The organism is Agrobacterium sp. S7/73 (genome assembly GCF_019355535.1).
Lineage (GTDB): Bacteria > Pseudomonadota > Alphaproteobacteria > Rhizobiales > Rhizobiaceae > Agrobacterium > Agrobacterium tumefaciens.
The window spans coordinates 1382501-1408399 of the sequence record NZ_CP072137.1 but is presented as its reverse complement, the minus strand read 5'-3'; the positions used below and the strand labels follow the sequence as shown (position 1 = coordinate 1408399).

The following is a 25899-nucleotide window of genomic DNA, read 5'->3' as shown; positions in this document are numbered from 1 at the left end:
TTGACGAGATGGTTGTAGGCGAGGATCTGGTCGCGCGGTATCCAATGCTTGGTTAGTCGGACTGACACCTAAGTATAGTGGCTCGCCTGCCGAACCGAGGCTACAAATTCAGGCCCTCCACTGAAGAGATGCTGGATGCCAATGCACCCTGAATTTTCAAGCGCGCCCTTTCACATGGATGTCGCGATCCATCTGAGGCCATCCCAGTCCTGGAATGGCCTTTCTTTTTTGCGCGGTTATGAGATTGAGTTTGCATAGGAATATTGGAATTGCCATTTGCGTTTTGGCAGCAGGGATGGCTTGATAATGCGGTCGATCTCAACGTGGGAAATCTCCTTGCATTCGCTGGTCCTGGTAAACCCGGAAAGACGGCTGCCGGCGCGCTTTGAACTTTGCGTGCTCGTCTGCGCATTTTTGCTCGCAGCGCTGATCTTCTATCTCGATACCTATACCGACATTCACAGCGCGCTTGCCACGCTCTATGTCATCACCTTGCTTCTGTCGGCAGAAACCCTGACAGAAAAAGGAACGATGCTGGTGACCGGTATCTGTATCAGTCTGGCGGCAGTCTCGTATCTTGCAGCTCATGGGCTGCAAACCGACCTCGCCGCAACCCTACGCCTGGCGGTCGCGGTTGCTGCAATGTTGATCACCTGCGCCTTGATCATCCGCAATCAGCGCGCGCGCCTCAATCTTGTGAAATTCAATGCCGCCCTGCAGAGCAGCGAAGAGCGCTACCGGACGATTTTCGAGCAAAGCCGCGTTGCACTTTGGGAGCGCGACTATTCGCAGGTCCGCGCCATGCTGATGGCGTTGAAAGCAGATGGTGTCAAAGACCTTAGTGCTCACGCTCGGGAGAACCCGGATTTTCTGGAGCAATGCATCGTCAGCGTCCCTACCGTTGCCGCCAACGCGGCGGCACTTGAATTGCTGGGTCATGTGGGCAACAACAATCCCGGCGCCATGCGCCGCTATATTGCCCAGGACGACGCCACCTTTCTCGATCTCATCGCGGCAATTTTCAACAACGAGACGCATTTCGAAGGCAAGGGCAGCATCATCACCAGCGATGGCACCAGCAAATTTGTGCTGCTGACCGTTGGCTTTCCTGAAGATCCTGCCAATTTCAACCGTGTCATTGTCGGTATGTTCGACATTACGGAACGGGAACTCGCCCAGAAAGCACTGTTCGAGGCCCAGGCGGAATTGGCATTGGCGTCGCGCGCGGCAACCGTCGGTGCGTTATCTGCCTCGCTCGCGCACGAACTCAATCAGCCGCTCGGCGCCTTGGTGGTCAACGCCCAGACCCTGCAGCGCTGGCTGGATCGCGACCCGCCGGATCTGGCAGCCGTTTCCCGCTCAGCTGAGCGCATCGCTCGTGACAGCCAGCGTGCCAGCGACATCATTCAGAGCGCAAGATCAATGCTTGGTAACCGCCCGCCCGATATCGAGTCGGTTTCGCTGGCCGATCTCGTCACGGAGACACGCGCGCTGATGGAGAGCGAGCTGGTCAGAAATGGGGTCATTGTTGAAATAGCTGAAGCAAGCGATGTGCCCACCGTCAACGCTGTGCGGATAGAGCTGCAGCAAGTCTTGATCAACCTGATCACCAATTCCCTTCACGCCATGGCCGAAACCCCGGAAGCGATGCGGCGGATATCGGTAACGATCGAGCCTGGGGATGGTCAAAGCGTGATCATCAAGGTTCTCGACACAGGTCCCGGGCTCAGTCCGGACGTTCTCAAAAACCTGTTCAAACCATTCTGCACGACCAAACCAACCGGGCTTGGCATGGGCCTTGCCATCTGCCGCAGCATGCTCGAAGCCCGCGGCGGCACGCTGTCTGCCAGCAATCACATCAATGGTGGCGCATTGTTCGAAATGATCGTCCCGATGGAGGCAACCCATGAATGATGCGAGAAAGTCCGGCAAACCGCCGAACGGCGATACGCCGGTTGTCTACGTCGTCGATGACGATACTGCGATACGCGAGGCTTTGGTCGATCTGTTCCTGTCAATTCGAACAGAAGCAAAATCCTTTGAAAGCGCCCAGGACCTGCTCGAAAATGCCGATCTGGACCGACCTGGCTGCATTCTTCTCGACGTTCGCCTGCCCGGTGCGAACGGCCTTGATTTTCAGCTCCACCTGGAAAAACTCGGCAACCGAATGCCGATCATCTTCATGACGGGTCACGGTGATATACCAATGACAGTCCGTGCCATGAAAGCAGGCGCCATCGACTTCCTGACCAAACCTTTTCGGGACCAGGACATCCTCGACGCCGTCTCGGTCGCTTTTCAGAAAGATCGGGAAATGCGCCAGCAATCTGCTGCAAATGGCGCCGTCGTGGAACTGGCCAAGACATTGACCCGCCGCGAGCATGAGGTCATGACGGCTGTCGTGCAAGGCCTGATGAACAAGCAGATTGCGTTCAACCTCGGGATCAGCGAGATCACGGTCAAGCTGCATCGCGGCAATGTCATGCGCAAAATGGAGGCGCGCTCCGTAGCCGAACTGGTGCGCAAGGCGGAACTGCTAGGCCTTTGAGGCCAAAACCTAGACCCTTGTATGGTGCAATGTTGTGTCTCGATGGCGCATATAGAAGCCAGTTGATTTTAAGAGGCAAGGCCCAATCAAATTGTCCAAAACACCTGTCATAGCCATCGTTGACGACGATCGGTCGATCCGCGAAGCCCTTGACGATCTCGTTTTGTCCTGCGGTTACGAGAGCCGGCTGTTTTCGTCTGCGGAAGACTTTCTGGCCCGCGGTGATCGCGTCGCGATCGACTGCATGCTGGTCGACGTTAAAATGCCAGGCTTAAGCGGCATCCAGATGCAGGACGTGTTAAACTCGCGTGGTGATCAAAAGCCGCCGATGATCTTCATGACATCCTATTGCGACGAGCGAACGAGAGCAGCGGCAATGGATGGCGGTGCATTCGCATTCCTTGGGAAGCCAGTCGATTTCAACCAGCTTATACTGTGTCTTGAAGAAGCACTGAAGCACTGAAATTTCCAACACGTTCAGGAGTGGAACCATGTCTGATCAATGCTCGCACCTGCCGACGATCCGATCGGTCAAGCCCATGACGCTTGGCTGCGAGGAATGTCTCGAAACTGGCCAGATATGGCTTCATTTGAGGCTCTGCCGCGAATGTGGTCATGTCGGCTGCTGCGATCAGTCCCCCGGCCGCCACGCGACCGCGCATTTCCACACCACCCGCCACCCCATCATCGAGGGCTATGACCCGCCGGAAGGCTGGGGCTGGTGTTATGTGGACGAAACCATGGTGGACCTGCCTGATCAGACACCGCAACGCGGGCCGATACCGCGATATTACTGAAACTTCGCCGAAAAATCGGCGGTGACCTGCGGACGACATTTCCAGCTGGAGGTAACAGATGGCAGATCTCAGCGCGCGCCTGGACCAGATGTTTCCGGTGCTCAACCCCCATCAGGTCGAGACGGCCAAGCGTTTTGCCAGCGGCGAGCCAAAATATTTCGCTCGTGGTGACTTCGTCTACAAGGTAGGAGACCACGCAGCGCCCGCCTGGCTGGTGCTGAAGGGATCGATGGACGTGTTTCGCCACGAAGGTCTTTCCGGCGAGGCGCCGATCACGACGCATGGAGCAGGCCAGTTGTCTGGCGAAGTCAACCAGCTGTCGGGTCGACCGACACTTGCCGGGGCCCGCGCCGGGTCCGAGGGCTGCACGGCCATTCCCTTTGATGCCGCCCATTTGCGGGCCTTGGTGATCGGATCGGCCGATGTCGGCGAAATCATCATGCGCGCCTTCATCCTGCGCCGCGTCGGTCTGATCGATGCAGGCGCAGGTTCTGTTCTGATTGGAACCGCTGGCAATGCCGCGCTCTCGCGTCTGCAAGGATTTCTAGCCCGCAATGCCTTTCCCCACATCGTACTTGATGCTGCCATGGAGGGTGAAGGTAAGGCGCTGATCGAACGCCTGGGTATTCTCGCCTCCGACCTTCCGCTAATGGTCTGCCCCAACGGCACCGTGCTCAAGAAACCGACAGATGCGGAGGCCGCAGCATGTCTCGGCATGACGCCGGACCTCAAGCCCGGAAAGCTCTATGACGTAGCTGTTGTCGGCGCTGGACCGGCGGGCCTTGCCACCGCCGTCTATGCCGCTTCGGAAGGGCTCGACGTCCTTGTCATCGATGAACACTCGATTGGGGGGCAGGCCGGCGCTTCGTCTCGGATCGAAAACTATCTCGGCTTCCCGACGGGCATATCCGGACAGGCGTTGGCGGGACGTGCCTACAATCAGGCTCTCAAGTTCGGGGCGGAAATGGTTCTTCCCGTCGCTGTCAAAAATCTGATCCCTCCGAAAGATGACGCAGGTGTGCTGGCGCTCGAACTCGACGGTGGAAAATCGGTGACGGCCCGCAGTGTCGTCATCGCATCCGGCGCTCGCTACAGGCGACCGGACATCACCAACATTGACGGTTTCGAGGGCAACGGCGTTTCCTATTGGGCCTCGCCGATCGAGGCAAAACTTTGCGCCGGCGAAGAGATCGTCCTGGTTGGCGGCGGCAATTCGGCAGGCCAGGCCATCGTTTTTCTGGCGCCTCAGGTCAAGACACTTCATCTGGTCGTGCGGCGCGCACTCGAAGATACGATGTCGCAATATCTGATCGACCGTATCAAGGCCCTGCCGAACGTCCAACTGCACATGCATTGCGAAGTGGACGCGATCAATGGCGATAACGCCACTGGCATCTCCTCCGCAAGACTGCGCAACCGCCTGGATGGAAGCGTGAACACCTTGCCGCTTCATCATCTCTTCCTTTTTATCGGCGCGGATCCGAACGCTGGCTGGATCAGCAGCCGGGTGCAAACCGATGACAAGGGCTTCATCGTCACTGGGCAATCCTTCGATGAGCATTGTCGTTTTTCCCGCAAGCCATTGCCCCTCGAAACCAGCCTGCCGAATGTCTTTGCCATCGGGGATGTCCGTGCCGGATCGACCAAGCGGGTCGCGGCAGCAGTGGGGGAAGGTGCCGCCGTCGTCTCGCAAATCCACGCCGCACTAAGCCTGATAAAGCCCCCAAACTGAAGCATCCGACCTTTCTCAAAATCAAAAACCCGCTGGCAGAAGCCAGCGGGTTAAAAATATCGTTCTTGAGTACCGTGACAGACAGCCGGTCGATACTCAGATAGCCGACGCACCGAGTTGCCGGCCATAAGCAACGATTTCTCGGCCAACCGCGATGCGCTCATCCTCGAACCGCTGCAAGGCACTGGGAAGGTCAACCTCGGACTCCAGGCTGTCGCTCAACGCCATGACATCGCCCGCTGCCTTCGACACGCCCATCGCGGTGTGCGGACGCGCGACAAAGGCGGCGTCGCCGATGAGGACGACCGAACGGCCCGTCATGCGGGGCGACTCGTAGTCGAAAATGCCCTGGATAGAGGGGCTTGGCTCCGCCTCGACCGCCTGGGCGAATTGCGGCGGAAGCATCTGCAGCGCATCGACGCGCAACGCCTCCAGATGGTCGCTCGACAAGCCACCACGCGGCAGCGAAAATGCATGCGTTCGCCCATCTAGATCGGTGAACGTGTGGGCAAGTTCGCTTGCTGGCACTTTGCGATACCAGACCCAGTTATATCGGCGATTGCCGATGTCCATTTCGCCCTTCGAGCCCGGGACAAGGTAACCGAGCGCATGTACGCCGGGCCTGACATGAAAGGCAAACCGGTCGAGAAGCAGATTAGCTGCCGTTGGAAGCCTCGTTTCCGGGATCAATCCACGCCATGCGACATAGCCGGAATAGCGGTTTTGCGTGTCTCCGAGATTGACCGCTGCGCGCACCACCGAACCAAGGCCATCGGCACCGATAACCAGATCGACATTCACCCGCGTGCCGTCACCAAAAATCAGCTCCGCGCCACTCTCGCCATCCAGCACTTTGACGACATCCCGACCCAGCACATAGCTTCCTGAAGCGATGCGAGAAGCGACAGTTTCGAACAGGTAGTCCCAGGAGATCTGGGTCTGGGGCGCCTTAACGGTCTGGGCGATAACGCCATCCTGATCGAGATAGATGCGTTCCTTAGCCACCACGCCGATACGGGCGACATGCTCGCAGCCAATCAGCCGGAGAATGTGCAGCAGGTCCCTCTGACCGACGAGGCCCGCTCCCCGACCTGCAAGACCGCTCTTCGATCGCTCGTAGATGCGGACATCGTGGCCAGCCTGTTGTAACATGATGCCAGCGAAGAGGCCGGCAAGCGAACCGCCGACGATTCCTATGCGTAGTTTTTCCATCGTTCCGCCCTCAGTTTCCGACAACCGTCAGCGAATGCCGGCGATGATGAAATATTTTAACCGCGAAGGCTGCGAGGCCAAACGCCGCGCCGAGAAGGCTGACGACGAGCCAGTCGCCCTGCCCCCAGGCCAGTGTCGCCATCGCCGAACCTGTGGCACCCCCCAGAAACATTCCAGTCATGAAGACCGTGTTGAGACGGCTACGCGCATCGGCATCCAGGGCATAAATGATGTGCTGGTTAGAAATCAGCGCGCTCTGTATGCCGAAATCAAGCACGATGACGCCCACAACCAAGGAAGCGATCGATGCCCAGAGGCCGAAGATAAGCCAGGCGGCGATCGTCAATCCGGCGCCCATCCAGACCACGAAATGCGGTCCCCGTCTGTCGGCAACAACTCCTGCCAGAGGCGCTGCAAATATGCCGACCGCACCGACGATCCCAAACAGACCCGCGACATCCGCACCGAGCTGAAATTCTGGCCCCGCCAGATAGAGAGCGAGGATGGTCCAGAAGGCCGTGAACGACGCGAACAGAAACGCCTGGATGATGGTCGCTGCCCTCAAGGCCGGGTGGCGTTTCCATAGCTGGCCGAGCGACCGGAGCGCCTGATGATATCGCAAAGTCGAGGTTGGCCGATGATGCGGCAGGACCGCAAACATGAGGCCCGCGGCGAGCAGGGCAAGCGGTACGCCGATCCAGAACATTTCCCGCCAGCCGGCGTGTTCGCCCACAAAGCCCGAGAGGGTGCGGCTGAACAATATGCCCGACAATACGCCTGCCATAACGGTGCCGATTGTGGCGCCGCGCTTTTCCGGCGCGGCCAGCGATGCCGCAAAGGGCACGATTTGCTGGGCGACTGTCGAGCATGCTCCAACCATGACCGATGCTGCAACCAGCATCCAGGCCGTCGGCGCCAGTGCAGCCAGCGCAAGCGCGGCGGCAAGCACCACGAATTGCCCGATGATCATCCGGCGGCGATTAACGAGGTCGCCGAGCGGCAGTAAAAGGAACAACCCCAGTGCGTAACCGAGTTGCGTTGCGGTGGGCACCATGCCGGTGACTGGCTGCCGACTGAAATCCGCCTCGATGAGCCCGAGCATCGGCTGATTGTAGTAGATGTTTGCGACGGCAATACCGCCCGCGACGGCCATGGCCAGAAGCGCCACTTGTCCGATCGCATCATTGTGGGTGGCGCTTGCCGCCCCGGCTTGCATCTGTCCTGTCTTTTCCATGATACTGTTCCACCGCCAATCTTGATCTGGGCAAAATATGCTCAATCTCGTTGGCCGCACATTCGATAGACGTCTACCTGGACCTATACATCGGTCTAGGTTCGTACTGATGCGTTCGATGCTAGATTTATTGAAACACGCTGAAGGGAGACTGTGATGAGCGAGAAGCGGCCGGATGGGATAGAGCATTATACAGCGCCAGCAGGTGGCTGGGGCGCACTAAAAGCCGTTGCCAAAACCCTTGCTCACCAGCAGATCATCGCCGAGGGCGCGGCGACATTGTTAAAGGCAAACCAGCCCGAAGGCTTCGATTGTCCCGGCTGCGCCTGGCCCGATCCGAAGCACACAAGTTCGTTTGAGTTCTGCGAGAACGGAGCAAAAGCGATCACCTGGGAATCGACGGCCAAGCGGGTTGGCCCCGATTTCTTTGCCGCTCATTCGGTGACTGATCTCTGGCAATGGACCGACCACAAGCTTGAAGATCAGGGGCGCCTGACGCATCCGCTGATCTATGATCATGCCAGTGACCGCTACGTGCCGATCGAATGGGATGCCGCATTCGCGCGTATTGCCTCGGAGTTGAACGCCCTTCCCAGCCCTCATATGGCCGAGTTCTACACGTCCGGTCGTGCCTCCAACGAAGCGGCGTTTCTCTTTCAGCTCTTCGTTCGCGCCTATGGCACCAACAATTTCCCCGACTGTTCCAACATGTGCCACGAAGCCACCAGCGTCGGTCTGCCCCTGTCGATCGGTGTCGGCAAGGGCACTGTAACGCTGGAGGATTTCGATCATGCCGACGCGATCTTTTCGTTCGGGCACAATCCCGGCACCAACCATCCGCGCATGATGACGACATTACATGAGGCCTCCCGCAGGGGTGTGCCGATCGTCGTCTTTAATCCACTCAAGGAGCGGGCGCTGGAGCGGTTTGCAGCCCCGCAGGATCCGATCGAAATGGCGACGATGTCATCCACGCCGATCGCGTCTGCCTATCATCAGGTTCGTACCGGCGGCGATCTTGCCGCACTCAAGGGCATGATGAAGCGCATCTTCGAGCGGGACGCGGCCGATATCGAAGCTGGCGGACCCGGCGTCATCGACCGCGATTTCATCGCGGCGCATACGATTGGCCTCGAAGCCCTGCAAGCCGATATCGAACAGACTCAATGGTCGGAAATTATCGAGAAATCCGGCCTGTCACTGGAAGCGCTCGATAGCGCCGTGGATGTCTACCTCAAGGCGAAAAACGTCATTCTCTGTTATGGCATGGGCATCACACAGCATGCCCATGGCACGGCCAATGTGCAGCAACTCGCCAATTTCCTGATGCTGCGCGGCAATATAGGCCGGCCAGGCGCCGGTATCTGTCCCCTGCGCGGCCATTCCAACGTTCAGGGCGATCGGACCGTCGGCATCACTGAAATTCCCAACGAGGCTCTTCTTGCTGGCATGGAGAAAGCCTTCGGTTTCCGCCCGTCTGGTGAAAAGGGCCATAATGCCGTGGAGGCAATCGAGGCCATCATTGAGGGCAGGTCGAAAGCGTTGGTGTGTCTTGGTGGCAATCTTGCTGTCGCCATGTCCGATCCTGAAGCGACGTTCGCGGGCATGCGGAAACTCGATATGGCCGTTCATCTTGCGACAAAGCTCAATCGCTCGCATCTGCTGCTGGCAAAGACATCGATCCTCCTGCCGGTTCTGGGCCGAACGGATCTGGATATTCAGGCGACAGGGCGCCAATCCGTCACGGTAGAGGATTCCATGTCGATGGTGCACGCGTCGCGCGGTTTCCTCAAACCGCCAAGCGATGAGTTGCGCTCGGAACCCTGGATCGTTGCCGGCATGGCCAAGGCGACGCTAGGTAACCGGCACGACATCGACTGGGACGGCATGGCCGGCGACTATGAGCAGATCCGCGACAAGATCGAAATCGTATTTCCCGATTTTCATGATTTCAATACGCGCGTGAAAACGCCCGGAGGCTTCCGGCTCACTGTCGCGGCTTCTGATCGTGTGTGGAATACGCCGTCCGGCAAGGCCGAATTTCTCGTCGCACCGGGCCTTGATGAGGACACACGCTTGCACGACCCCGAAGCCCTTTTGCTGACCACCTTGCGCAGTCATGACCAGTACAACACCACCATATACAGCCTCGACGACCGCTACCGTGGTGTCTACGGTCGCCGCGACGTCATCTTCATGAACCAGCGGGACCTTGAAACGCGGGGACTAAGAGACGGAGACCTCATCGATGTCGAAGCAATTTGCGGGAGTGGCGCCAAAACCGCTACCGGATTTACCGCCGTTGCCTACAATATTCCGCCCGGCTCGGTAGCAGGTTATTACCCCGAAATGAACCAGGTCATTGCCCTCGCAGACTACGACAGGAAATCCGGGACCCCAGCATATAAGGGCGTTCCAGTGAGGATACGCCGATCCACGTAACCGAGCTTTATTTTACCAAACAATCCGGGCCAGCTTCCCAGAAACAGAAGCTTCGTTGCAGCCAGCGACAAGATGTCGGCGGCGAAGGACGGAAAATTAGGTAGCCGATACGACGTGTTCCTTGTGTTGAGCGCATTATTAATGATAAGCGTCAGCAATACTCTCAATCCATGATAATATCCAACATCATGGAGACGGCGCCGTCGAAAGGGTTCTGACATGCGGATCACCAAGGAAAAGAAGCAGGAAAATCATGACCGGATTGTTGCGATTGCATCCGGGATGTTTCGCGAACGAGGGTTCGATGGCGTTGGCGTGGCTGACCTGATGGAGGGTGCGGGCCTGACCCATGGTGGATTTTACAACCACTTCGTCTCGAAGGAGGCGCTCATAGCAGAAACCTCCGCCAAAGGGTTTTCCGAAACGTTGGCACGCTATGCCGGGTATGATTTGGGCGAGATGATCGACGCCTACATCTCGCGCACGCATCGTGATGCGCGTGGCCAAGGCTGCACGGCCGCTGCACTGAGCGGGGAAGCAGCGCGGCTGCCAAACGAAACCAGAGCTGTTTTCGGCGAAGGCATCGAGCGCCTTGTTGACGCACTGGAGAGCAATCTTGCGGCGAACCAGCCCGCCGGCTCAAATGCCCGCACGCAAGCCATCAGCATTATGGCGCAAGCTGTCGGGGCCATCGTGCTATCGCGGGCCTGCCCGGACGCATCGGCCCTGGCGGATGAAATTCTCGATATTTGCCGCGCCGATTGCCGGGCCTCTGTCGAAAATGGCGGGCGGGAGCAATAGGGCCGCAGCCATGCGGCCCCATCTCCTGCAAAATACGAACTCAGTCTGCGACCTTCACAACGACCTTGCCCCTGGCGCGCCCGGTCTCTACATGGGCCAAGGCCTCCGCCGTCTGAGCAAAGGGAAATACCTTGTCCACGACCGGACGGATCACGCCGGCGTCGATCAGCTTGGCGATCTGGGCAAGTTGTTGCCCTTCCGCGCGCATAAACAGGAAGGAATACAAGACGCCCCGGCTTTTCGCCTTCTTCAGCACGCCCCGGCTCAGCATCCGTACCACCAAGCGCAGGAACAGGTTCAGCCCCAGAGATCTGGCAAAGGGAACATCCGGCGGCCCCGAGATCGATATCAACCGACCACCCGGTTTCAGAACATTCAGCGACTTGGCCAGCGTCTTGGCATCCTGACTGTTCAGCACCAGATCATAACCGGATAGCACCTGTTCGAAATCCTGCGTCCTGTAGTCGATCACCACATCGGCGCCGAGGCTTTTGACCAGGTCAATATTCGCGGCACTGGTCGTGGTGGCCACCGTGGCGCCGAGATGCTTGGCAAGCTGGATGGCAAAGGTCCCAACCCCTCCGGAACCAGCCTGAATGAACACTTTCTGGCCGGGCTTGACCTTGCCGACCTCCACCAGCGCCTGCCAGGCGGTCAGTCCAACCAGCGGTATGGATGCAGCCTGCTCCATCGAAAGGCTCGCGGGCTTCAGCGCTACATCGGCGGCGTCAATTGCGATGAACTCTGCAAAGGTACCAGCCCGGTGATCCCTCGGACGGGCGTAAACCTCGTCCCCAGCCTTGAATTGCCGCACATTCGCGCCCACGCTTACAACCGTTCCGGCTAGATCGTGACCCAGAATAAAGGGCGGGCGATAGGGCAGGAACAGCTTGAACTCGCCGTCCCTTACCTTGGAATCCAGAAGGTTGATCGCCGTGGCCTGAATGCGAACCAGAACATCATTCGCGCCCATCCGGGGCTCGGGCATGTCTGCCAGACGCAAGGCGCCCTTCTTTTTGTATTTGTCGACAACGAAGGCTTTCACGGACGTTCTCCAGTGTAAAAATATTATCGGCTCAGATGGCTAAAAAAGCCAAGGCTTTCAGCGCGAACTGAGCATGTTGTTGGAAGGCCCTGCCGTGGCCGTCATTCTCGCTCACGCGATGTTGAATTGCTTGCGCAAGGTTCGATCAAACAGCGCGCGCGGCAGGAAACGCCGGGCAAACGAGGTCTGCCGGGCCGCCTTGCCGGAGGGGTAGCGCAACCGCGGCGCCTTGTCCTGCGCCGCCATCAGGATGGTGGCCGCAACATCATCCGCCGTGTCGCCGGTCGCCATGGCCAAGTCAAACGCCGTGCGGTATCTGGCCAGTGTCTGGCCATAGGCTGCAACCGGACGGTCGCCTTGCGGAGAGTTGGCCTCGATCGAAGTTTTCGTTGCCCAAGGCTCGATCACGGCGACACGGATGCCGAACTGGCGAACCTCATGGTCCAGCGATTCCGAATAGCCCTCAATGGCGTGCTTGCTGGCCGAGTAATAGGCTCCAAAAGGACCGGGTATTAAGCCCAGGACAGAGCCGATGTTCAATATCCTGCCATAGCCCTGTTGGCGCATCATCGGCAACACGGCATTGGTCACCCGAACGACACCCAGAAAATTGGTTTCGAACAGCGAACGAACCTGATCCACCGAGCTTTCTTCGGCCGCCCCGGACAGGGCGTAACCGGCATTGTTGACCAGAAGGTCGATACGGCCAAGTTCCTGATGCGCCAGCGCCACGGCATCCGAGACAGACAAATCGGAAGTCACGTCACAAGCAATCATCCGAATGCCATCACGTATCTCGCCAGGTGCGGCCTTACGACTCGTGCCAATCACCCGGTAGCCTGCCCGGGCCAGAGCCGTGGCGGCCGCCTTGCCAATCCCACTGGAAGCCCCGGTCACAAAGGCAGTCTTCTGTCTTTTAGTAGCAAACGTCGCCATAGCGTCTTTCTCTCTTTTCGGTATCACCATGGATTGCCGCCAAGGCATATGGTTTTACGACACTAATTTTATGATGATTTCCGTCATCATTGATGATTTTTAATGATATATATCATCATTAAAGTCAAGCGTGACTTTCAGACGGCGAGGGAAAGGGTAACCCTTCAGTGTCGGGACCCGGCACCAATCCGCAACGGATCAGGCACAGCACACTGATTTGATGGGGCCGCACCAGCGAGCGACCCCAAAAGTAGTCAACGCCCGGCAGCTGCCGCCAAAGAGGGGTAATCGATATAACCCGCAGCACCGCCACCGTAGAGCGTAGCCGGGTTTATCTCTGCCAACGGCGCATCGCTTTTCAATCGTTCAACCAAATCGGGATTGGCAATGAACGGCCGGCCGAAGGCGATCAGATCCGCCAGGCCCTCGGTAAGATGCGAAGTCGCCAGTTCGAGGTCATAGCCGTTGTTGGCGATATAGGTCTTGCTGAAGCGACGGCGCAATGATCCGAAGTCGAATGGCGCGACATCGCGCCGCCCACCTGTGGCACCCTCGACGACATGAATGTACACGATGCCAAGGGCTTCGAGCTGATCGACGATGTAATCGAACTGCGCCTGCGGATCAGTACTCGAAATGCCATTGGCGGGCGAGACCGGCGAGATGCGGATGCCGGTGCGTGCAGCGCCGATTTCCTGGACAACCGCGGCCGTGACTTCCAGCATGAGGCGCGCACGGTTTTCGACAGAGCCGCCATAGGCGTCTGTGCGAACATTGGCACCGTCCTTGGCGAACTGATCAAGCAGATAGCCGTTGGCCCCGTGGATCTCGACACCATCGAAACCAGCCTCGATGGCGTTGGCTGCTGCCTGACGGAAATCGTCGACGATCCCAGGAAGCTCTTCCAGTTCAAGGGCACGGGGTTGCGAAACGTCCACGAAGGCATTGTTGACGAACGTCTTTGTCTCGGCGCGGATGGCTGAAGGGGCAACCGGCGCTGCGCCGTTCGGCTGGAGATCAACATGGCTGATGCGACCGACGTGCCAGAGCTGGAGGAATATATGGCCACCCTTCTCGTGCACCGCACTGGTGACCTTGCGCCAGCCTTCGATCTGCGCCTGGGTATAGATACCGGGCGTGTCCTGGTATCCCTGCCCCTGCTGTGATATTTGCGTGGCCTCGGAAATGATGAGCCCGGCAGAAGCACGCTGGCCGTAATATTCAGCCGTCAGGTCACCTGCGACAAAGCCCGAACCGGCGCGATTGCGCGTCAGGGGCGCCATGACGATCCGGTTGGAAAGCGTCAAGGAGCCGAGCGTATAGGGTTCGAAAAGCGTCTTTTTAGTCATGATTTACCTATGTGTTGCCGCCGCAGCGGTATGGGTTGCGCGGTCTGCTCAAGCGACGGTGCGGTACCGTTCGGCTGGCAGCGCATTGCCGAAGTTGGCCAGCATGGTCTTGCGCGCAGCTTCAAAGGCTTCCCACTGACCGGCATCGGGAAGCGGCGGGATGGTCACCGGCTCGCGACGGTCGAAGCCGACCAGAGCCGCATCCACAAGATCGCCCACCTCCATGACGTTGTTCAGTGCATTGACGTCGGCGCCGACATGGTCCCAGATTTCGGTTCGAGTCGTGGCGGGAAGAACAGCCTGAACGTAGACGCCCTTCGGTCCAAGCTCGAGGCTAAGCCCCTGAGACAGGAAGAGGACAAAGGCCTTGGTTGCGCCGTAGACCGTCATGCCGAACTCCGGCGCCAGACCAACCACGGAGCCGATGTTGACGATTGCACCCTCACCTTTCTTGACGAGTCGAGGAGCAATTGCGCTGGCAAGGCGAACGAGTGCAGTCGAGTTGAGTGCAACAAGCCGGGCCATGTCGTCGGTGCTCTGCTCGATGAACGTTCCACCGATGGCCGTTCCGGCATTATTGACGAGGATGCCGATGCTGTCATCGTCGCGCAGTCTCGTCTCTACTTTCGCAAGATCGGCGAGTTGCGTGAGATCCGCCTGGACGATGTCTATGGCCACGCCGGTTTCCTGTCGCAGACGGCTTGCAACGGCCTCCATTCGCGCCACGTCACGGGCGACCAGCACGAGATCGTGGCCGCGCCGCGCAAACCGATCGGCATAGGTTGCACCAATACCGGTGGAGGCGCCGGTGATGAGGACTGCAGGATTTGTGCTCATGGGATTGCTCTTTTCTGTGATGGAACCTATATTCATGACAATCGTCATGATTGGATTTAAATATGATAGCCATCATGTAAATGTCAACGACCATGTTGGGAGAATTGTGAAAATGAAGGTCAGCCGAGAACAGATGGCGGAAAACCGTCGCCGGATTCTGGATGTCGCCAGCCGGCTGTTTCGCGACAAGGGGTTCGATGCCGTCAGCGTTGCGGAGGTGATGAAGGCAGCCGGTCTTACTCACGGCGGCTTTTATGGACATTTCAGTTCAAAAGACGATCTGGTCGCGGAGACCCTTGCCCATGCCCTTGCTTCAGATAGCGTCGGAGGAGGCAACTTCAGCGATTTCGTCAAATCCTATCTTGCGCCTCGCCATCGCGACAACGCTGCCGGTGGCTGCCCAACCGCCGGTCTCGCTGCAGCAATTCGCCATCAGACGCCGCCGGCGCGCTCCGCCATGACAGAAGGCCTTCGTGCGCAGATCAGCCGGATCGAAAAGGCACTCCCGCAACTGGACCCGGCAGATCGCCGGCGCACAGCGATAGGAAGCTGGGCGGCCATGGTTGGGGCGGTCATACTCGCCCGGGCAATCGACGATCCGGAACTATCGGACGAGATTCTGGAACAGACGCACGCATGGATCGACAACAGCGTCAGTTAGTCCGCAAAAAACGACGACGCGTACCGGCATGACCTCCCACGGAACCTTCATCCAAATGCGATTGGAGGTTCTGCGTTTTTCAACATTCCATTTGGCGCGGTGTGGCAAATCGGTGGCAAAGCGAAGCTTTGATCTCCCGCAGCATTGGAGCCGGGCGCAGTGATGATCCCGGCATAGGCTGCCGGGGTCTGGTATCCGTGCTACTAGTCCGGGCGGAAGATCGGTCCGGATGTGGATAAGATGGAAAATCCCAGCCTTTCAACGGTGCTCGGCCAGATGGTGTGAGGCCACGCATTGTTCGGCTCCTGCTGCCCTTAAATGCCGCCGTCACATCACGCTTCAGGTTTGAGCCGGCACGCATGGACGCCCCTACTCTGCCGCGAGCGCCAGTGGCTGCCCTACGTGCTCGACCGTCTCTTTTTCGGCACCCGCCTTGGGTGGCTTGATCCGGAACCAGACAGCATAGAGAGCCGGAAGGAAGAGCAGGATCATCACCGTGCCTGCTGCCGTTCCACCGATCAGGGTATAGGCCATCGACCCCCAAAATACTGAGTGGGTCAGAGGTATGAACGCCAGGATCGCCGCGAGAGCCGTCAGGATCACGGGTCGTGTCCGCTGCACTGTCGCTTCGATAACGGCATGATAGTCATCAAGCCCCGCCGCCTGGTTCTCCTTGATTTGCTCTGTCAGGATAAGCGTGTTGCGCATCAGGATACCCGCCAGTCCGATCAAGCCGAGAATGGCGTTGAAGCCGAAAGGCTGATTGAACAGGAGCAGGGTCGGAACCACCCCGGCAAGACCAAGCGGCGCTGTCAGCATCACCATTGTCATTGTCGAGAGACTGCGAACCTGCAGAATGATGACGATCAGCATGGCAGCAATCATCACCGGGAAAACCTGAGCGAGTGCCGTATTCGCCTTGAGAGACTCCTCGATGTTGCCGCCCATCTCGATACGATATCCAACGGGAAGCGACGCGATGAGTGGCTGCAGAGCTTTCATAACCTGTTGGGAAACCTCCGGAGGCTGCGTCGCCTCGTTGATATCAGACCTGATCGTGATGACAGGCGTGCGGTCACGACGCTTCAGGATAGGTTCTTCAAACCGGATTTCGGAGTGCCCGAGTTGATCCAGCGGAACCTGACGGCCATCCCTGCTCATCAGAGAGAAATCGGCAAGACGTGACGGATCGAGGCGGTTTTCGCCAGCACTGCGAGCGACGACGGGCACGTTGCGGATATTGTCGCGCACCTGCGTAACGGGGATGCCGGAGAGCAGCATCTGCAATTGCTGGGCTGCCTCCGATGGAGAAAGACCAATCAGATTGAGCCGCTCCTGGTCGGGCACAAATCGCAGAACGGGTGTTCGGTTGCCCCAGTCACGGTTGGCTTGGCGAACATCGGGGATAGTCTTCATGATCGCCAGAGCCTGCTCAGAAATCCTGTAGAGTTCATCCTGATCGGGACCCATGATCCGGAACTCGACCGGGAACGGCGTGTAAGGACCAAACACAAGCTGGGTGACGCGGACGGACGCTTCAGGAACAAGACCCTCCGAAATAGCTGCACGAAGGCGATGCTTCAGTTCTTCACGTGCGTGGGCATCGGGTGTGAGCACGACGACCTTGGCGAAGGCAGGGTCAGGTAGTTCCGGTGCCATGGCAAAGAAGAACCGGGGTGCGCCCTGCCCTACGTACGACGTGACGATATTGGTCTCAGGCTGAGTTTGCAGCCAGTCCTCGACTTTCTTCACCGCAGATGCCGTCGCCTCGATGCTTGTGCCCTCGGGCATGCGCACCTCAACCAGCACCTCAGGCCGATCCGATGTCGGGAAAAACTGTTGTTTCACGCCGCCCATTCCAACGACCGAAACGGCCATGGAAATGCCGACCACGGCGCAGACCATGAACTTATGGCGGACAGCGAACTCGATGACGGAGCGCAGACGGCGATAATTCGGCGTGTCATAGATGGCGTGATGACCGCCCTCGACCGGCTTGATGTTGGGCAACATCTTCACACCGAGATAGGGCGTGAAGGTGACGGCGACGATCCAGGATACGATGAGCGCAAAGCCCACGACCCAGAAGATGTTACCGGCATATTCGCCTGCGGTCGACTTGGCAAAACCCACGGGCATCAGCCCGATGATCGTGACCAGCGTGCCGGACAGCATCGGCGCTGCCGTATGGCTCCAGGCATAGGCGGCCGCCTTGATGCGGTCCATGCCCTCCTCCATCTTCACCACCATCACTTCGATGGCAATGATGGCATCGTCAACTAGAAGGCCAAGCGCGAGGATCAAAGCGCCAAGCGTGATGCGGTCGAAGAAGCGCCCGGTCTCCAGCATGATGAGAAAGACCACCGCAAGGGTGAGTGGCACAGCAAGAGCGACAACAATACCAACGCGCCAGCCAAGTGCCACCAGACTGACAAACAGAACCACGCCAAGCGCCATCGCGAACTTGAGCATGAACTCGCCGACGGCTTCATCGATGTTGACGGCCTGGTCGCTGACTTTGGTAAGCGTCATCCCCAGCGGCAACGTTTGCGCAATGGCGGCAGAGCGAGCCTCAAGCGCCTTGCCGAGATCAAGACCGTTCCATCCCGCCTGCATCACCGCACCCAGCATGATTGTCGGTTCACCTTCGTGGCGGATGATATACGTGGCGGGATCCTGATAACCGCGTCGCACCTCTGCAAGATCGGAGAGCTTCAGGGTTCGTCCAGCAGCAACGATCGGCGTGTCGGCAATCGCCTGCACACTGTTGTAAGCTCCGTCGAAGCGGATAAAGACCTGTGGGCCTCGTGTGTCGATTGAACCCGCAGGCGTGACCGTGTTCTGTCGCTGCAACGCAGAAGCGATATCCTGCGCGGATATGCCGAGTGTCGCGAGCTTCGCATAGGAGAACTCGACGAAAATCTGCTCGGGGCGCTCGCCGACGATGTTGATTTTCTTGACGCCAGGCACGTGCAGGAGGTCCTGGCGGATGACTTCCGCTTGCCGAACGAGATCGCGCATCGGCATTCCCTTTGCCTTCAGGGCATAGAGGCCGAAACTCACGTCAGAATATTCGTCGTTGACGAATGGGCCCATCACGCCCGGGGGGAGATTGCGGGCTTCGTCGCCAAGCTTCTTGCGCGCCTGATAGAACTCTTCTGCAACCGCACTTGCCGGCGTGTTATCCTTGAGGGTGACGGTCAGGAAAGCGTAACCTGGCCTCGTTGTGGTCTCGACGCGGTCGTACCAGGTCAGTTCCTGAATACGTTTCTCAAGCGGCTCGGCGACCAGGTCCTGCATTTCTCGCGCTGTTGCACCCGGCCAGACTGACGTGACCGTCAATGTCTTGATGGTAAAGGACGGATCCTCGGCGCGCCCCAGCTTGACGAAAGCGTAGACGCCGGCTGCGGCCAGCAGCACGATAAAGAACAGGGTGATAGCGCGTTCGCGAACCGCGATGGCTGACAGGTTGAAGCGCATTAGTTTTTCACCTCTCGGCTCGAGGCAATCCTGACGGTCGCACCATCGTCGAGAAGATGCGCGCCGAGGGCAACGACCTGCTCCCCGGTGCCGATCCCCGTGACAAATGCCGTCTCCTCGCCAATCTGCTGAACTTTAATCGGGGTGAACTTCACCTTTGACGTTGCGCCGTCGACGATCCACACACCTGTGCGATTACCGTCGTCCAGAATGGCGCCGACGGGCACGGTGACTTCCGACTGGCGTTCGGCATCCGGTGTTCTGATTGTTACAGTGGCGCCAAGCGGTGCTGAGGCCGCATCACCCTCAAGAATGTAACGCGCTTCATAGGTTCTCGTTTGAGGATCAGCCGAATCGGAGATTTGTCGCAGTCTGGCGTTTCCACTAAGCCCGTCGCTTCCATAAACACTGGCCTGTGCTTCCGATCCCACCTTAGGTCGCAGTGTCTCAGGCAGCCAGACGACCGCCTCGCGAGGGCCGGCCTTTGCGAGTTGAACAACCGTCTGGCCGGCGGCGACCACTTGTCCCGGATCACCGAGAGTTTCGACGACCGTTCCATCCGAGTCAGCAACAAGAGTGGTGTAGGTTGCCGCATTCTCGGCAACCTCCGCTTCCGCCTCGGCCGCCGCAAGCTGTGCCGTCGCTGTATCGAGAGCCGCCTTTGCCTGTTCGTAACGCTGGGGCGTGGCCGCCAGGCCATTCTTGACCAGTGCCGCATAGCGCTTCTCATCGGCTTGCGCCTGAAGCAGAATAGCACGCGCTGATATGACCGAATTCCGCTTTGCTGTCAGTGCAAGCTGAAGATCGGTCTCATCAATGCGCATCAGCGGTTGGCCCTGTTTGACCTGCTGACCGACATCGACCAGCCGCTCCACGATTTTACCGGGAACGCGAAATCCGAGATTGCTTTGAACGCGCGATGCGACCGTCCCGGTGAATGACCGGTCGGCCCTGCCTGTCCTTTTCGCCTCCGCAATCCTTACCAGTGGTGAAGCCGTCCTTGGGTCTGCGGCCTCGGCTTCCCGTTTTGGGGTTTCAGAAACGAGGAAAAAGGCGGCGGCCCCAGCCGCTGCGACAAGACCCACGACAGTCAGGACATGTTTGCGTTTCATTGTAAGTTCTCTTCTTGACCAGCGGTGCAAATGATTTAGATTGCGATCTAAATCTATGTGCGATATAAATGTCAAACGAAATCTAACCGGAGGTCGATATGAGAGTGAGCCGGGCACAAGCCGAGGAAAATCGGGAGACGGTGATCAACGTTGCCAGCCGTCTGTTTCGCGAGCACGGATTCGATGGCATTGGCCTGAAAGATTTGATGAAGGGTGCAGGACTCACTCAAGGCGGGTTCTACAAGCAGTTTGCATCGAAGGACGATCTTGCAGCCCAGGCTTCGAGGCGCGCGATGGAAAGCGCTACACGCAGATGGTCTGAAGCGGCTGCGGACAGTTCCGATCCTCTCGAAGCAGTGATGGCGTTCTATCTGTCAAAGGACCACCGTGGAGAAAAGGCAGAAGGTTGCCCCCTGGTGGCACTGGGGTCGGACGCTACTCGGCAGAGTGAAGAAGTCAGGCGTCCATTCGAGGATGGGATACGCGCTCACTTCGAGGTGCTCAATGAACTGCTTGATGACACCAGAAGCTCCAATCCCAGCGGCAAGGCGATGGCGATCCTGTCTCTCATGGTCGGCGCCGTTACCCTGTCGCGGATCATGGAAGACGAGAATACGTCTCAAGGAATCCTCGACGCAGCGGCGGAGGAAATCAGGCGCATCGCAGGCGCTGATCATGCGGCCTGAGGATCGCGCTCGGTAGCTAGGGAAAACAAAAGCCAAACGCAGTCGCCGCGTCGGGTTCGGGCGGATGCGATTTAGGCACTGAAGAAACTGGATATCCAGAGAACAGGCCCTGACCGCACCGTCGGTCGGGATGCCGAAGGCATGCCAATTTAAACGAAGAACAGGTGTAAAACATGCGTCGTATCGTTGTCACAGGAATGGGAGCTGTCAGTCCCCTTGGAGCGAATGTCGGTATCTCCTGGTCGCGCCTGCTCGCGGGTCGAAGTGGCATTCGACGGCTGGGTGACGACGTGGTGGCGGACCTTCCATCGAAAATCGGGGGCGTTGTCCCCTCATTGATGGAAGATCCCGAGGGCGGCTTCGATCCCGACACCATTGTGGCTCCGAAGGACCAACGCAAGGTCGACCGTTTTATCATATTTGCACTGGCAGCCGCGGAAGAAGCGCTTGCACAAGCAAACTGGAAGCCGACCTCGAATGAGGAACGGCTGAGGACCGCGACGATTATCGCGTCCGGTATCGGCGGCTTTCCTGCGATAACCGAAGCGGTCCGCACCGTCGATCAACGCGGTGTCCGTCGCCTTTCGCCCTTCACCATACCGTCGTTTCTGGTCAATCTCGCAGCCGGGCATGTCTCAATCCGTCATGGCTTCAAAGGCCCTCTCGGTGCACCGGTAACCGCGTGCGCCGCCGGCGTTCAGGCAATTGGCGATGCTGCGAGGCTTATTCGGTCAAATGAAGCCGAAATTGCGATATGCGGCGGAACAGAAGCCTGCATGAACATCGTCAGCCTCGGAGGTTTTGCAGCCGCCAGATCTCTGTCGACTGCTTTCAACGAAACGCCGGACAAGGCATCGCGCCCCTTCGACACATCACGCGATGGCTTTGTCATGGGCGAAGGAGCGGGCATGCTTGTCATTGAATCCCTGAGCCACGCAATTGCTCGCGGCGCTACACCAATTGCCGAACTCGTCGGCTACGGCACGACAGCCGACGCTCATCACATCACGTCAGGACCAGAAGACGGGAACGGTGCCAAAAGAGCCATGGAGATCGCCATTGCGCAGGCAGGCATTTCCCCCCGCGAAATTGGTCATCTGAATGCCCACGCCACCTCGACCCCGGTCGGAGACCTCGGCGAAATCAGGGCCATCAAAAGTATCTTTGGTTCCGAGAAGACTGTCGCTGTAAGCGGGACGAAGTCAGCGACAGGACACCTACTTGGCGCGGCTGGAGGATTGGAAGCAATCTTCACCATTCTGGCACTCCAGCACCAGATTGCGCCGCCAACTCTCAACCTGAATGCTCCGGATCCGGAAGCCGAAGGCATCGATTTTGTGGCGAACCACGCGCGCCAATTAGACGCTGAATTCGCAATATCCAATGGTTTCGGTTTTGGCGGTGTCAATGCGAGCGCAGTGTTCCGGCGGTGGCCGAAGGCAAACGGCGCTGGCTGAGGATCACCGTCGCGCCACCACACGCTGAAACTGTTTTCGCTTGGGACTTGAACGTCAATGAACCAAACCTTGGGCACGACACCGGACATACTGCACCTCAAACCGAGGATTGCCGTTATAGGCGTCGGCGGCGGTGGTGGTAATGCGGTCAACAACATGATGGCGCAGAAGCTGCAAGGGGTAGAATTCATTGCAGCAAACACCGATGCACAAGCTCTCTCCATGTCTAAAGCCCCACGAGTTGTGCAACTCGGCCTGATCGCGACTGGCGGGCTTGGGGCCGGATCACTCGCCGAGGTCGGACAAGCGGCGGCCGAAGAAACGATCGACGAAATCATGGACCATCTGACCGGGATGCATATGTGTTTCGTGACCGCGGGCATGGGGGGCGGCACTGGAACGGGCGCCGCGCCTGTTATAGCTCGAGCTGCGCGGAAGGCCGGAATACTGACGGTCGGCGTGGTAACCATGCCATTCGCATTTGAGGGCATACATCGAATGCGAATGGCCCGACACGGGGTAGAGTGTTTAGCCGAAAGCGCGGATGCCGTGATCGTGATCCCAAATCAGAACCTCTTCCGGGTGGCAGATGCCACAACGACGTTTGCTGAGGCTTTCGAAATGGCGGATCGGGTTCTTTATGCAGGCGTCAGCTCCGTCGTCGATCTGATTGTCAGGGAAGGGCTTATCAATCTCGATTTCGCCGACCTAAGGTCAGTGATGCGCGGTATGGGCCGAGCTGTGATGGGCACGGGAGAAGCGGCAGGCGAAGGACGTGCAAGAGCTGCCGCCGAAGCAGCGATTGCTAATCCGCTTTTTGACGACACATCGGTCAAAGGTGCCAAAGGGCTCCTCGTCTCGATTTCCGGTGGACCGGACATGACGCTGTTCGATGTGGACGAAGCAGCCACGCGCGTGCGCGAAGAGGTCGACGCTAACGCCGATGTCGTGATCGGCGCGACGTTCGACGATGCGCTTGCGGGTCGACTGAAAGTGTCCGTTGTCGCAAGCGGATTGCGGCAACCGGCAGAGGTGACCTTTCTTGCGGAGCGCACGGGGTGAGCCTGCTCCTTTGCACCCTCGAGCGAGCATGTCCTTGAAGACTTGAGAGTGCCTGCGTGTCTGCTACCGCCCGGCCCAAGATAGGGCGACATAGAAAATTCCAGTGAAATCGATCGAGAGAAAACGCCTGCCTGCGACCTTGCCCAAATCTGCCGAAACAACGCCACGTCGGTGACGCGGAAACCCTGATCACAAAGTGAATGCCGCTCTGAGCGCTTGAAGTGCTTGTTCCGGCTCGTGTTTTACAAAGGCCTAGCTGCACGCTACCAGAGCCCCACGGGGCTGTACCACCAGCAAGTCATTTGCGGTATCCAAGGCTCTAAACGCAAAGTGCCCTCCGGGATGGGAGGGCTTTGTTGTTGATAGTCTTGAAGATATTGGTTGCGGGGGCAGGATTTGAACCTGCGGCCTTCAGGTTATGAGCCTGACGAGCTACCGGGCTGCTCCACCCCGCGTTACCAGCGTAAATCCCTATGGGATTTATCGCGACCAGCGTAAATCCCTATGGGATTTATCGCGACCAGCGTAAATCCGTATTGGATTTATCGCGACTGCATCACAGGGACGCTGTGATGTATAGTTCCGGAGCAAATTGCCGAAGGCGATTTGTCTCCTTTAAGGGACGCACGTTGCGTTTTCCTTATGTTTTCATGTTACGCAATGCAAAAAGGCCGCTTTGAGCGGCCCTTTGTATCGGCTGGGCCGAAGAGTTTGCTTGAGAAGATATTTGTTGCGTTTTGCAGACCTGGCAGCGACCTACTCTCCCGCGTCTTGAGACGGAGTACCATTGGCGCTGGGGCGTTTCACGGCCGTGTTCGGAATGGGAACGGGTGCAGCCGCCCCGCGATAACCACCAGGTCGGCAAAACGCAACACAGTTCATGTTTTCACATGAGTGTTGTTTCGAGAAGCTGGGAAGCTTGCGCTTCATTTAATTTAACACGTCTTTCTGCGACCCTTCCCGTATGTTTGCCATACAGACCAGAGGTCGTCGCGCCCTGTGGCGCGGCCCGTCCGGAGCGCTATGCGCGTCAGGACAGAACAGATGATGCTCATCTTTGATGAGCATGAACAATGGGAACGAAGAAGTCGATCGAGCTATTAGTAACGGTAAGCTTCACATGTTGCCATGCTTCCACACCCGTCCTATCAACGTGGTCGTCTTCCACGGCTCTGATAGGGAACACTCGTTTTCAGGTTGGTTTCCCGCTTAGATGCCTTCAGCGGTTATCCATTCCGTATATAGCTACTCTGCTATGCCCTTGGCAGGACAACAGATCCACCAGAGATACGTCCATCCCGGTCCTCTCGTACTAGGGACAGATCCTGTCAATATTCCTACACCCACGGCAGATAGGGACCGAACTGTCTCACGACGTTCTGAACCCAACTCACGTACCGCTTTAAATGGCGAACAGCCATACCCTTGGGACCTGCTCCAGCCCCAGGATGCGATGAGTCGACATCGAGGTGCCAAACAACCCCGTCGATATGGACTCTTGGGGGTCATCAGCCTGTTATCCCCGGCGTACCTTTTATCCGTTGAGCGATGGCCCTTCCACACGGGACCACCGGATCACTATGACCGACTTTCGTCTCTGCTCGACTTGTCAGTCTCGCAGTCAGGCGGGCTTATGCCATTGCACTCGACGACCGATTTCCGACCGGTCTGAGCCCACCATCGCGCGCCTCCGTTACTCTTTCGGAGGCGACCGCCCCAGTCAAACTACCCACCATACACTGTCCCGGATCCGGATAACGGACCGCGGTTAGACATCCACGAAGATAAGGGTGGTATTTCAAGGATGGCTCCACAAGAACTGGCGTCCCTGCTTCAAAGCCTACCACCTATCCTACACATGCCTTGGCGAATGCCAGTGTAAAGCTATAGTAAAGGTGCACGGGGTCTTTCCGTCTGACCGCAGGAACCCCGCATCTTCACGGGGAATTCAATTTCACTGAGTCTATGTTGGAGACAGCGGGGAAGTCGTTACGCCATTCGTGCAGGTCGGAACTTACCCGACAAGGAATTTCGCTACCTTAGGACCGTTATAGTTACGGCCGCCGTTTACTGGGGCTTCAGTTCAGAGCTTGCACCCCTCCCTTTAACCTTCCAGCACCGGGCAGGCGTCAGACCCTATACGTCGTATTGCTACTTCGCAGAGCCCTGTGTTTTTGATAAACAGTCGCTACCCCCTGGTCTGTGCCACCCCATCATACTTGCGTAAAATGGGGTCACGCTTCTTCCGAAGTTACGCGTGCAATTTGCCGAGTTCCTTCAACATAGTTCTCTCAAGCGCCTTGGTATACTCTACCTGACCACCTGTGTCGGTTTCGGGTACGGTCTATACGGTGGAGCTATTTCCTGGAACCTCTTCGCCGCACATTCAATCCAGTAAGAATGTACAACACACGAGATCCGTCACTACCACCAGGCCCACGAATATTAACGTGGTTCCCATCGACTACGCGTGTCCGCCTCGTCTTAGGGGCCGGCTAACCCTGCTCA

General features: G+C 58.0%; 19 protein-coding genes, 1 tRNA gene, 2 rRNA genes and 1 pseudogene (1 of these 23 running past the window's edge). 11 read left to right on the top strand and 12 right to left on the bottom strand.

Going from position 1 to position 25899, the window contains the following annotated elements; genetic code table 11:
• The first annotated feature begins 336 nt into the window (after positions 1-336).
• The 5 genes from J5276_RS21450 to J5276_RS21430 all read left to right on the top strand — a co-directional run bounded on the left by J5276_RS21450 (position 337) and on the right by J5276_RS21430 (position 5077).
• Entirely contained in the window at positions 337-1914 is a 1578-nt protein-coding gene (locus tag J5276_RS21450; protein WP_003519254.1) for an ATP-binding protein, read from the top strand.
• Positions 1907-2548, top strand: coding sequence for a response regulator transcription factor (locus J5276_RS21445; protein ID WP_003519256.1), 642 nt, complete (start codon positions 1907-1909; stop codon positions 2546-2548). Before J5276_RS21450 ends, J5276_RS21445 begins: the two co-directional genes overlap by 8 nt.
• Before the next feature lie 91 nt (positions 2549-2639).
• On the top strand, positions 2640-3011 hold the full coding sequence (locus tag J5276_RS21440) for a response regulator transcription factor (protein ID WP_003519258.1): 372 nt from the start codon (positions 2640-2642) through the stop codon (positions 3009-3011).
• 28 nt (positions 3012-3039) lie between these two features.
• The gene (locus tag J5276_RS21435; RefSeq protein ID WP_003519260.1) at positions 3040-3345 is read left to right on the top strand and encodes a UBP-type zinc finger domain-containing protein; all 306 of its coding nucleotides are present in this window, start codon (positions 3040-3042) and stop codon (positions 3343-3345) included.
• A gap of 58 nt (positions 3346-3403) precedes the next feature.
• A complete protein-coding gene (locus J5276_RS21430) occupies positions 3404-5077 on the top strand; it encodes an FAD-dependent oxidoreductase (RefSeq protein WP_003519261.1) in 1674 nt (557 codons plus the stop codon).
• A gap of 96 nt (positions 5078-5173) precedes the next feature.
• Here the strand turns inward: J5276_RS21430 and J5276_RS21425 are convergent, their stop codons facing one another.
• Complete coding sequence (locus J5276_RS21425; protein ID WP_003519263.1) at positions 5174-6289, bottom strand: FAD-dependent monooxygenase; 1116 nt, start codon at positions 6287-6289, stop codon at positions 5174-5176.
• 10 nt (positions 6290-6299) lie between these two features.
• Complete coding sequence (locus tag J5276_RS21420; RefSeq protein WP_038494749.1) at positions 6300-7523, bottom strand: MFS transporter; 1224 nt, start codon at positions 7521-7523, stop codon at positions 6300-6302.
• Between the two features lie 156 nt (positions 7524-7679).
• On the opposite strand from J5276_RS21420, the gene J5276_RS21415 reads away from it, so the two are divergent.
• Both J5276_RS21415 and J5276_RS21410 read left to right on the top strand, forming a co-directional pair.
• On the top strand, positions 7680-9965 hold the full coding sequence (locus tag J5276_RS21415; RefSeq protein WP_111802151.1) for an FdhF/YdeP family oxidoreductase: 2286 nt from the start codon (positions 7680-7682) through the stop codon (positions 9963-9965).
• 219 nt (positions 9966-10184) lie between these two features.
• Positions 10185-10766: a TetR/AcrR family transcriptional regulator gene (locus J5276_RS21410; protein ID WP_003519268.1), complete on the top strand. Its 582-nt coding sequence runs from the start codon at positions 10185-10187 to the stop codon at positions 10764-10766.
• 40 nt (positions 10767-10806) lie between these two features.
• Here J5276_RS21410 and J5276_RS21405 read toward each other — a convergent pair whose 3' ends face one another.
• The 4 genes from J5276_RS21405 to J5276_RS21390 form a co-directional block, all read right to left on the bottom strand.
• On the bottom strand, positions 10807-11811 hold the full coding sequence (locus J5276_RS21405; RefSeq protein WP_003519270.1) for an NADP-dependent oxidoreductase: 1005 nt from the start codon (positions 11809-11811) through the stop codon (positions 10807-10809).
• A 111-nt stretch (positions 11812-11922) separates the two neighbouring features.
• The gene (locus J5276_RS21400; protein ID WP_003519271.1) at positions 11923-12747 is read right to left on the bottom strand and encodes an oxidoreductase; all 825 of its coding nucleotides are present in this window, start codon (positions 12745-12747) and stop codon (positions 11923-11925) included.
• 254 nt (positions 12748-13001) lie between these two features.
• Entirely contained in the window at positions 13002-14096 is a 1095-nt protein-coding gene (locus tag J5276_RS21395) for an alkene reductase (protein ID WP_003519272.1), read from the bottom strand.
• Between the two features lie 48 nt (positions 14097-14144).
• A complete protein-coding gene (locus J5276_RS21390; protein ID WP_003519273.1) occupies positions 14145-14933 on the bottom strand; it encodes an SDR family oxidoreductase in 789 nt (262 codons plus the stop codon).
• 112 nt (positions 14934-15045) lie between these two features.
• Between J5276_RS21390 and J5276_RS21385 the strand changes: the two genes are divergently transcribed.
• The gene (locus J5276_RS21385) at positions 15046-15594 is read left to right on the top strand and encodes a TetR/AcrR family transcriptional regulator (RefSeq protein ID WP_065658404.1); all 549 of its coding nucleotides are present in this window, start codon (positions 15046-15048) and stop codon (positions 15592-15594) included.
• Positions 15595-15641: 47 nt separating this feature from the next.
• Here J5276_RS21385 and J5276_RS30430 read toward each other — a convergent pair.
• The 3 genes and pseudogenes from J5276_RS30430 to J5276_RS21375 all read right to left on the bottom strand — a co-directional run.
• Positions 15642-15791: pseudogene (locus tag J5276_RS30430) on the bottom strand (IS3 family transposase); the annotation flags it as partial.
• A gap of 172 nt (positions 15792-15963) precedes the next feature.
• Positions 15964-19074, bottom strand: coding sequence for an efflux RND transporter permease subunit (locus J5276_RS21380; protein WP_111801726.1), 3111 nt, complete (start codon positions 19072-19074; stop codon positions 15964-15966).
• Positions 19074-20186: an efflux RND transporter periplasmic adaptor subunit gene (locus J5276_RS21375; protein WP_174012251.1), complete on the bottom strand. Its 1113-nt coding sequence runs from the start codon at positions 20184-20186 to the stop codon at positions 19074-19076. Before J5276_RS21375 ends, J5276_RS21380 begins: the two co-directional genes overlap by 1 nt.
• A gap of 98 nt (positions 20187-20284) precedes the next feature.
• Here J5276_RS21375 and J5276_RS21370 point away from each other — a divergent pair, with 98 nt between their 5' ends.
• The 3 genes from J5276_RS21370 to ftsZ all read left to right on the top strand — a co-directional run bounded on the left by J5276_RS21370 (position 20285) and on the right by ftsZ (position 23391).
• A complete protein-coding gene (locus J5276_RS21370; RefSeq protein WP_003519277.1) occupies positions 20285-20872 on the top strand; it encodes a TetR/AcrR family transcriptional regulator in 588 nt (195 codons plus the stop codon).
• A 173-nt stretch (positions 20873-21045) separates the two neighbouring features.
• Positions 21046-22329, top strand: coding sequence for a beta-ketoacyl-ACP synthase II (gene fabF, locus J5276_RS21365; protein WP_060642809.1), 1284 nt, complete (start codon positions 21046-21048; stop codon positions 22327-22329).
• A 57-nt stretch (positions 22330-22386) separates the two neighbouring features.
• Positions 22387-23391 carry a cell division protein FtsZ gene (ftsZ, locus tag J5276_RS21360; RefSeq protein WP_174012249.1) on the top strand — a complete coding sequence of 335 codons (1005 nt, stop codon included), beginning with the start codon at positions 22387-22389 and terminating at the stop codon, positions 23389-23391.
• Positions 23392-23769: 378 nt separating this feature from the next.
• On the opposite strand, the gene J5276_RS21355 is transcribed toward ftsZ, so the two are convergent.
• The 3 genes from J5276_RS21355 to J5276_RS21345 all read right to left on the bottom strand — a co-directional run.
• Positions 23770-23846: transfer RNA gene (locus J5276_RS21355), tRNA-Met, on the bottom strand.
• 288 nt (positions 23847-24134) lie between these two features.
• Positions 24135-24249 (bottom strand): 5S ribosomal RNA (gene rrf / locus J5276_RS21350).
• Between the two features lie 221 nt (positions 24250-24470).
• Positions 24471-25899, bottom strand: a 23S ribosomal RNA gene (locus J5276_RS21345) (it continues 1378 nt past the right edge of the window).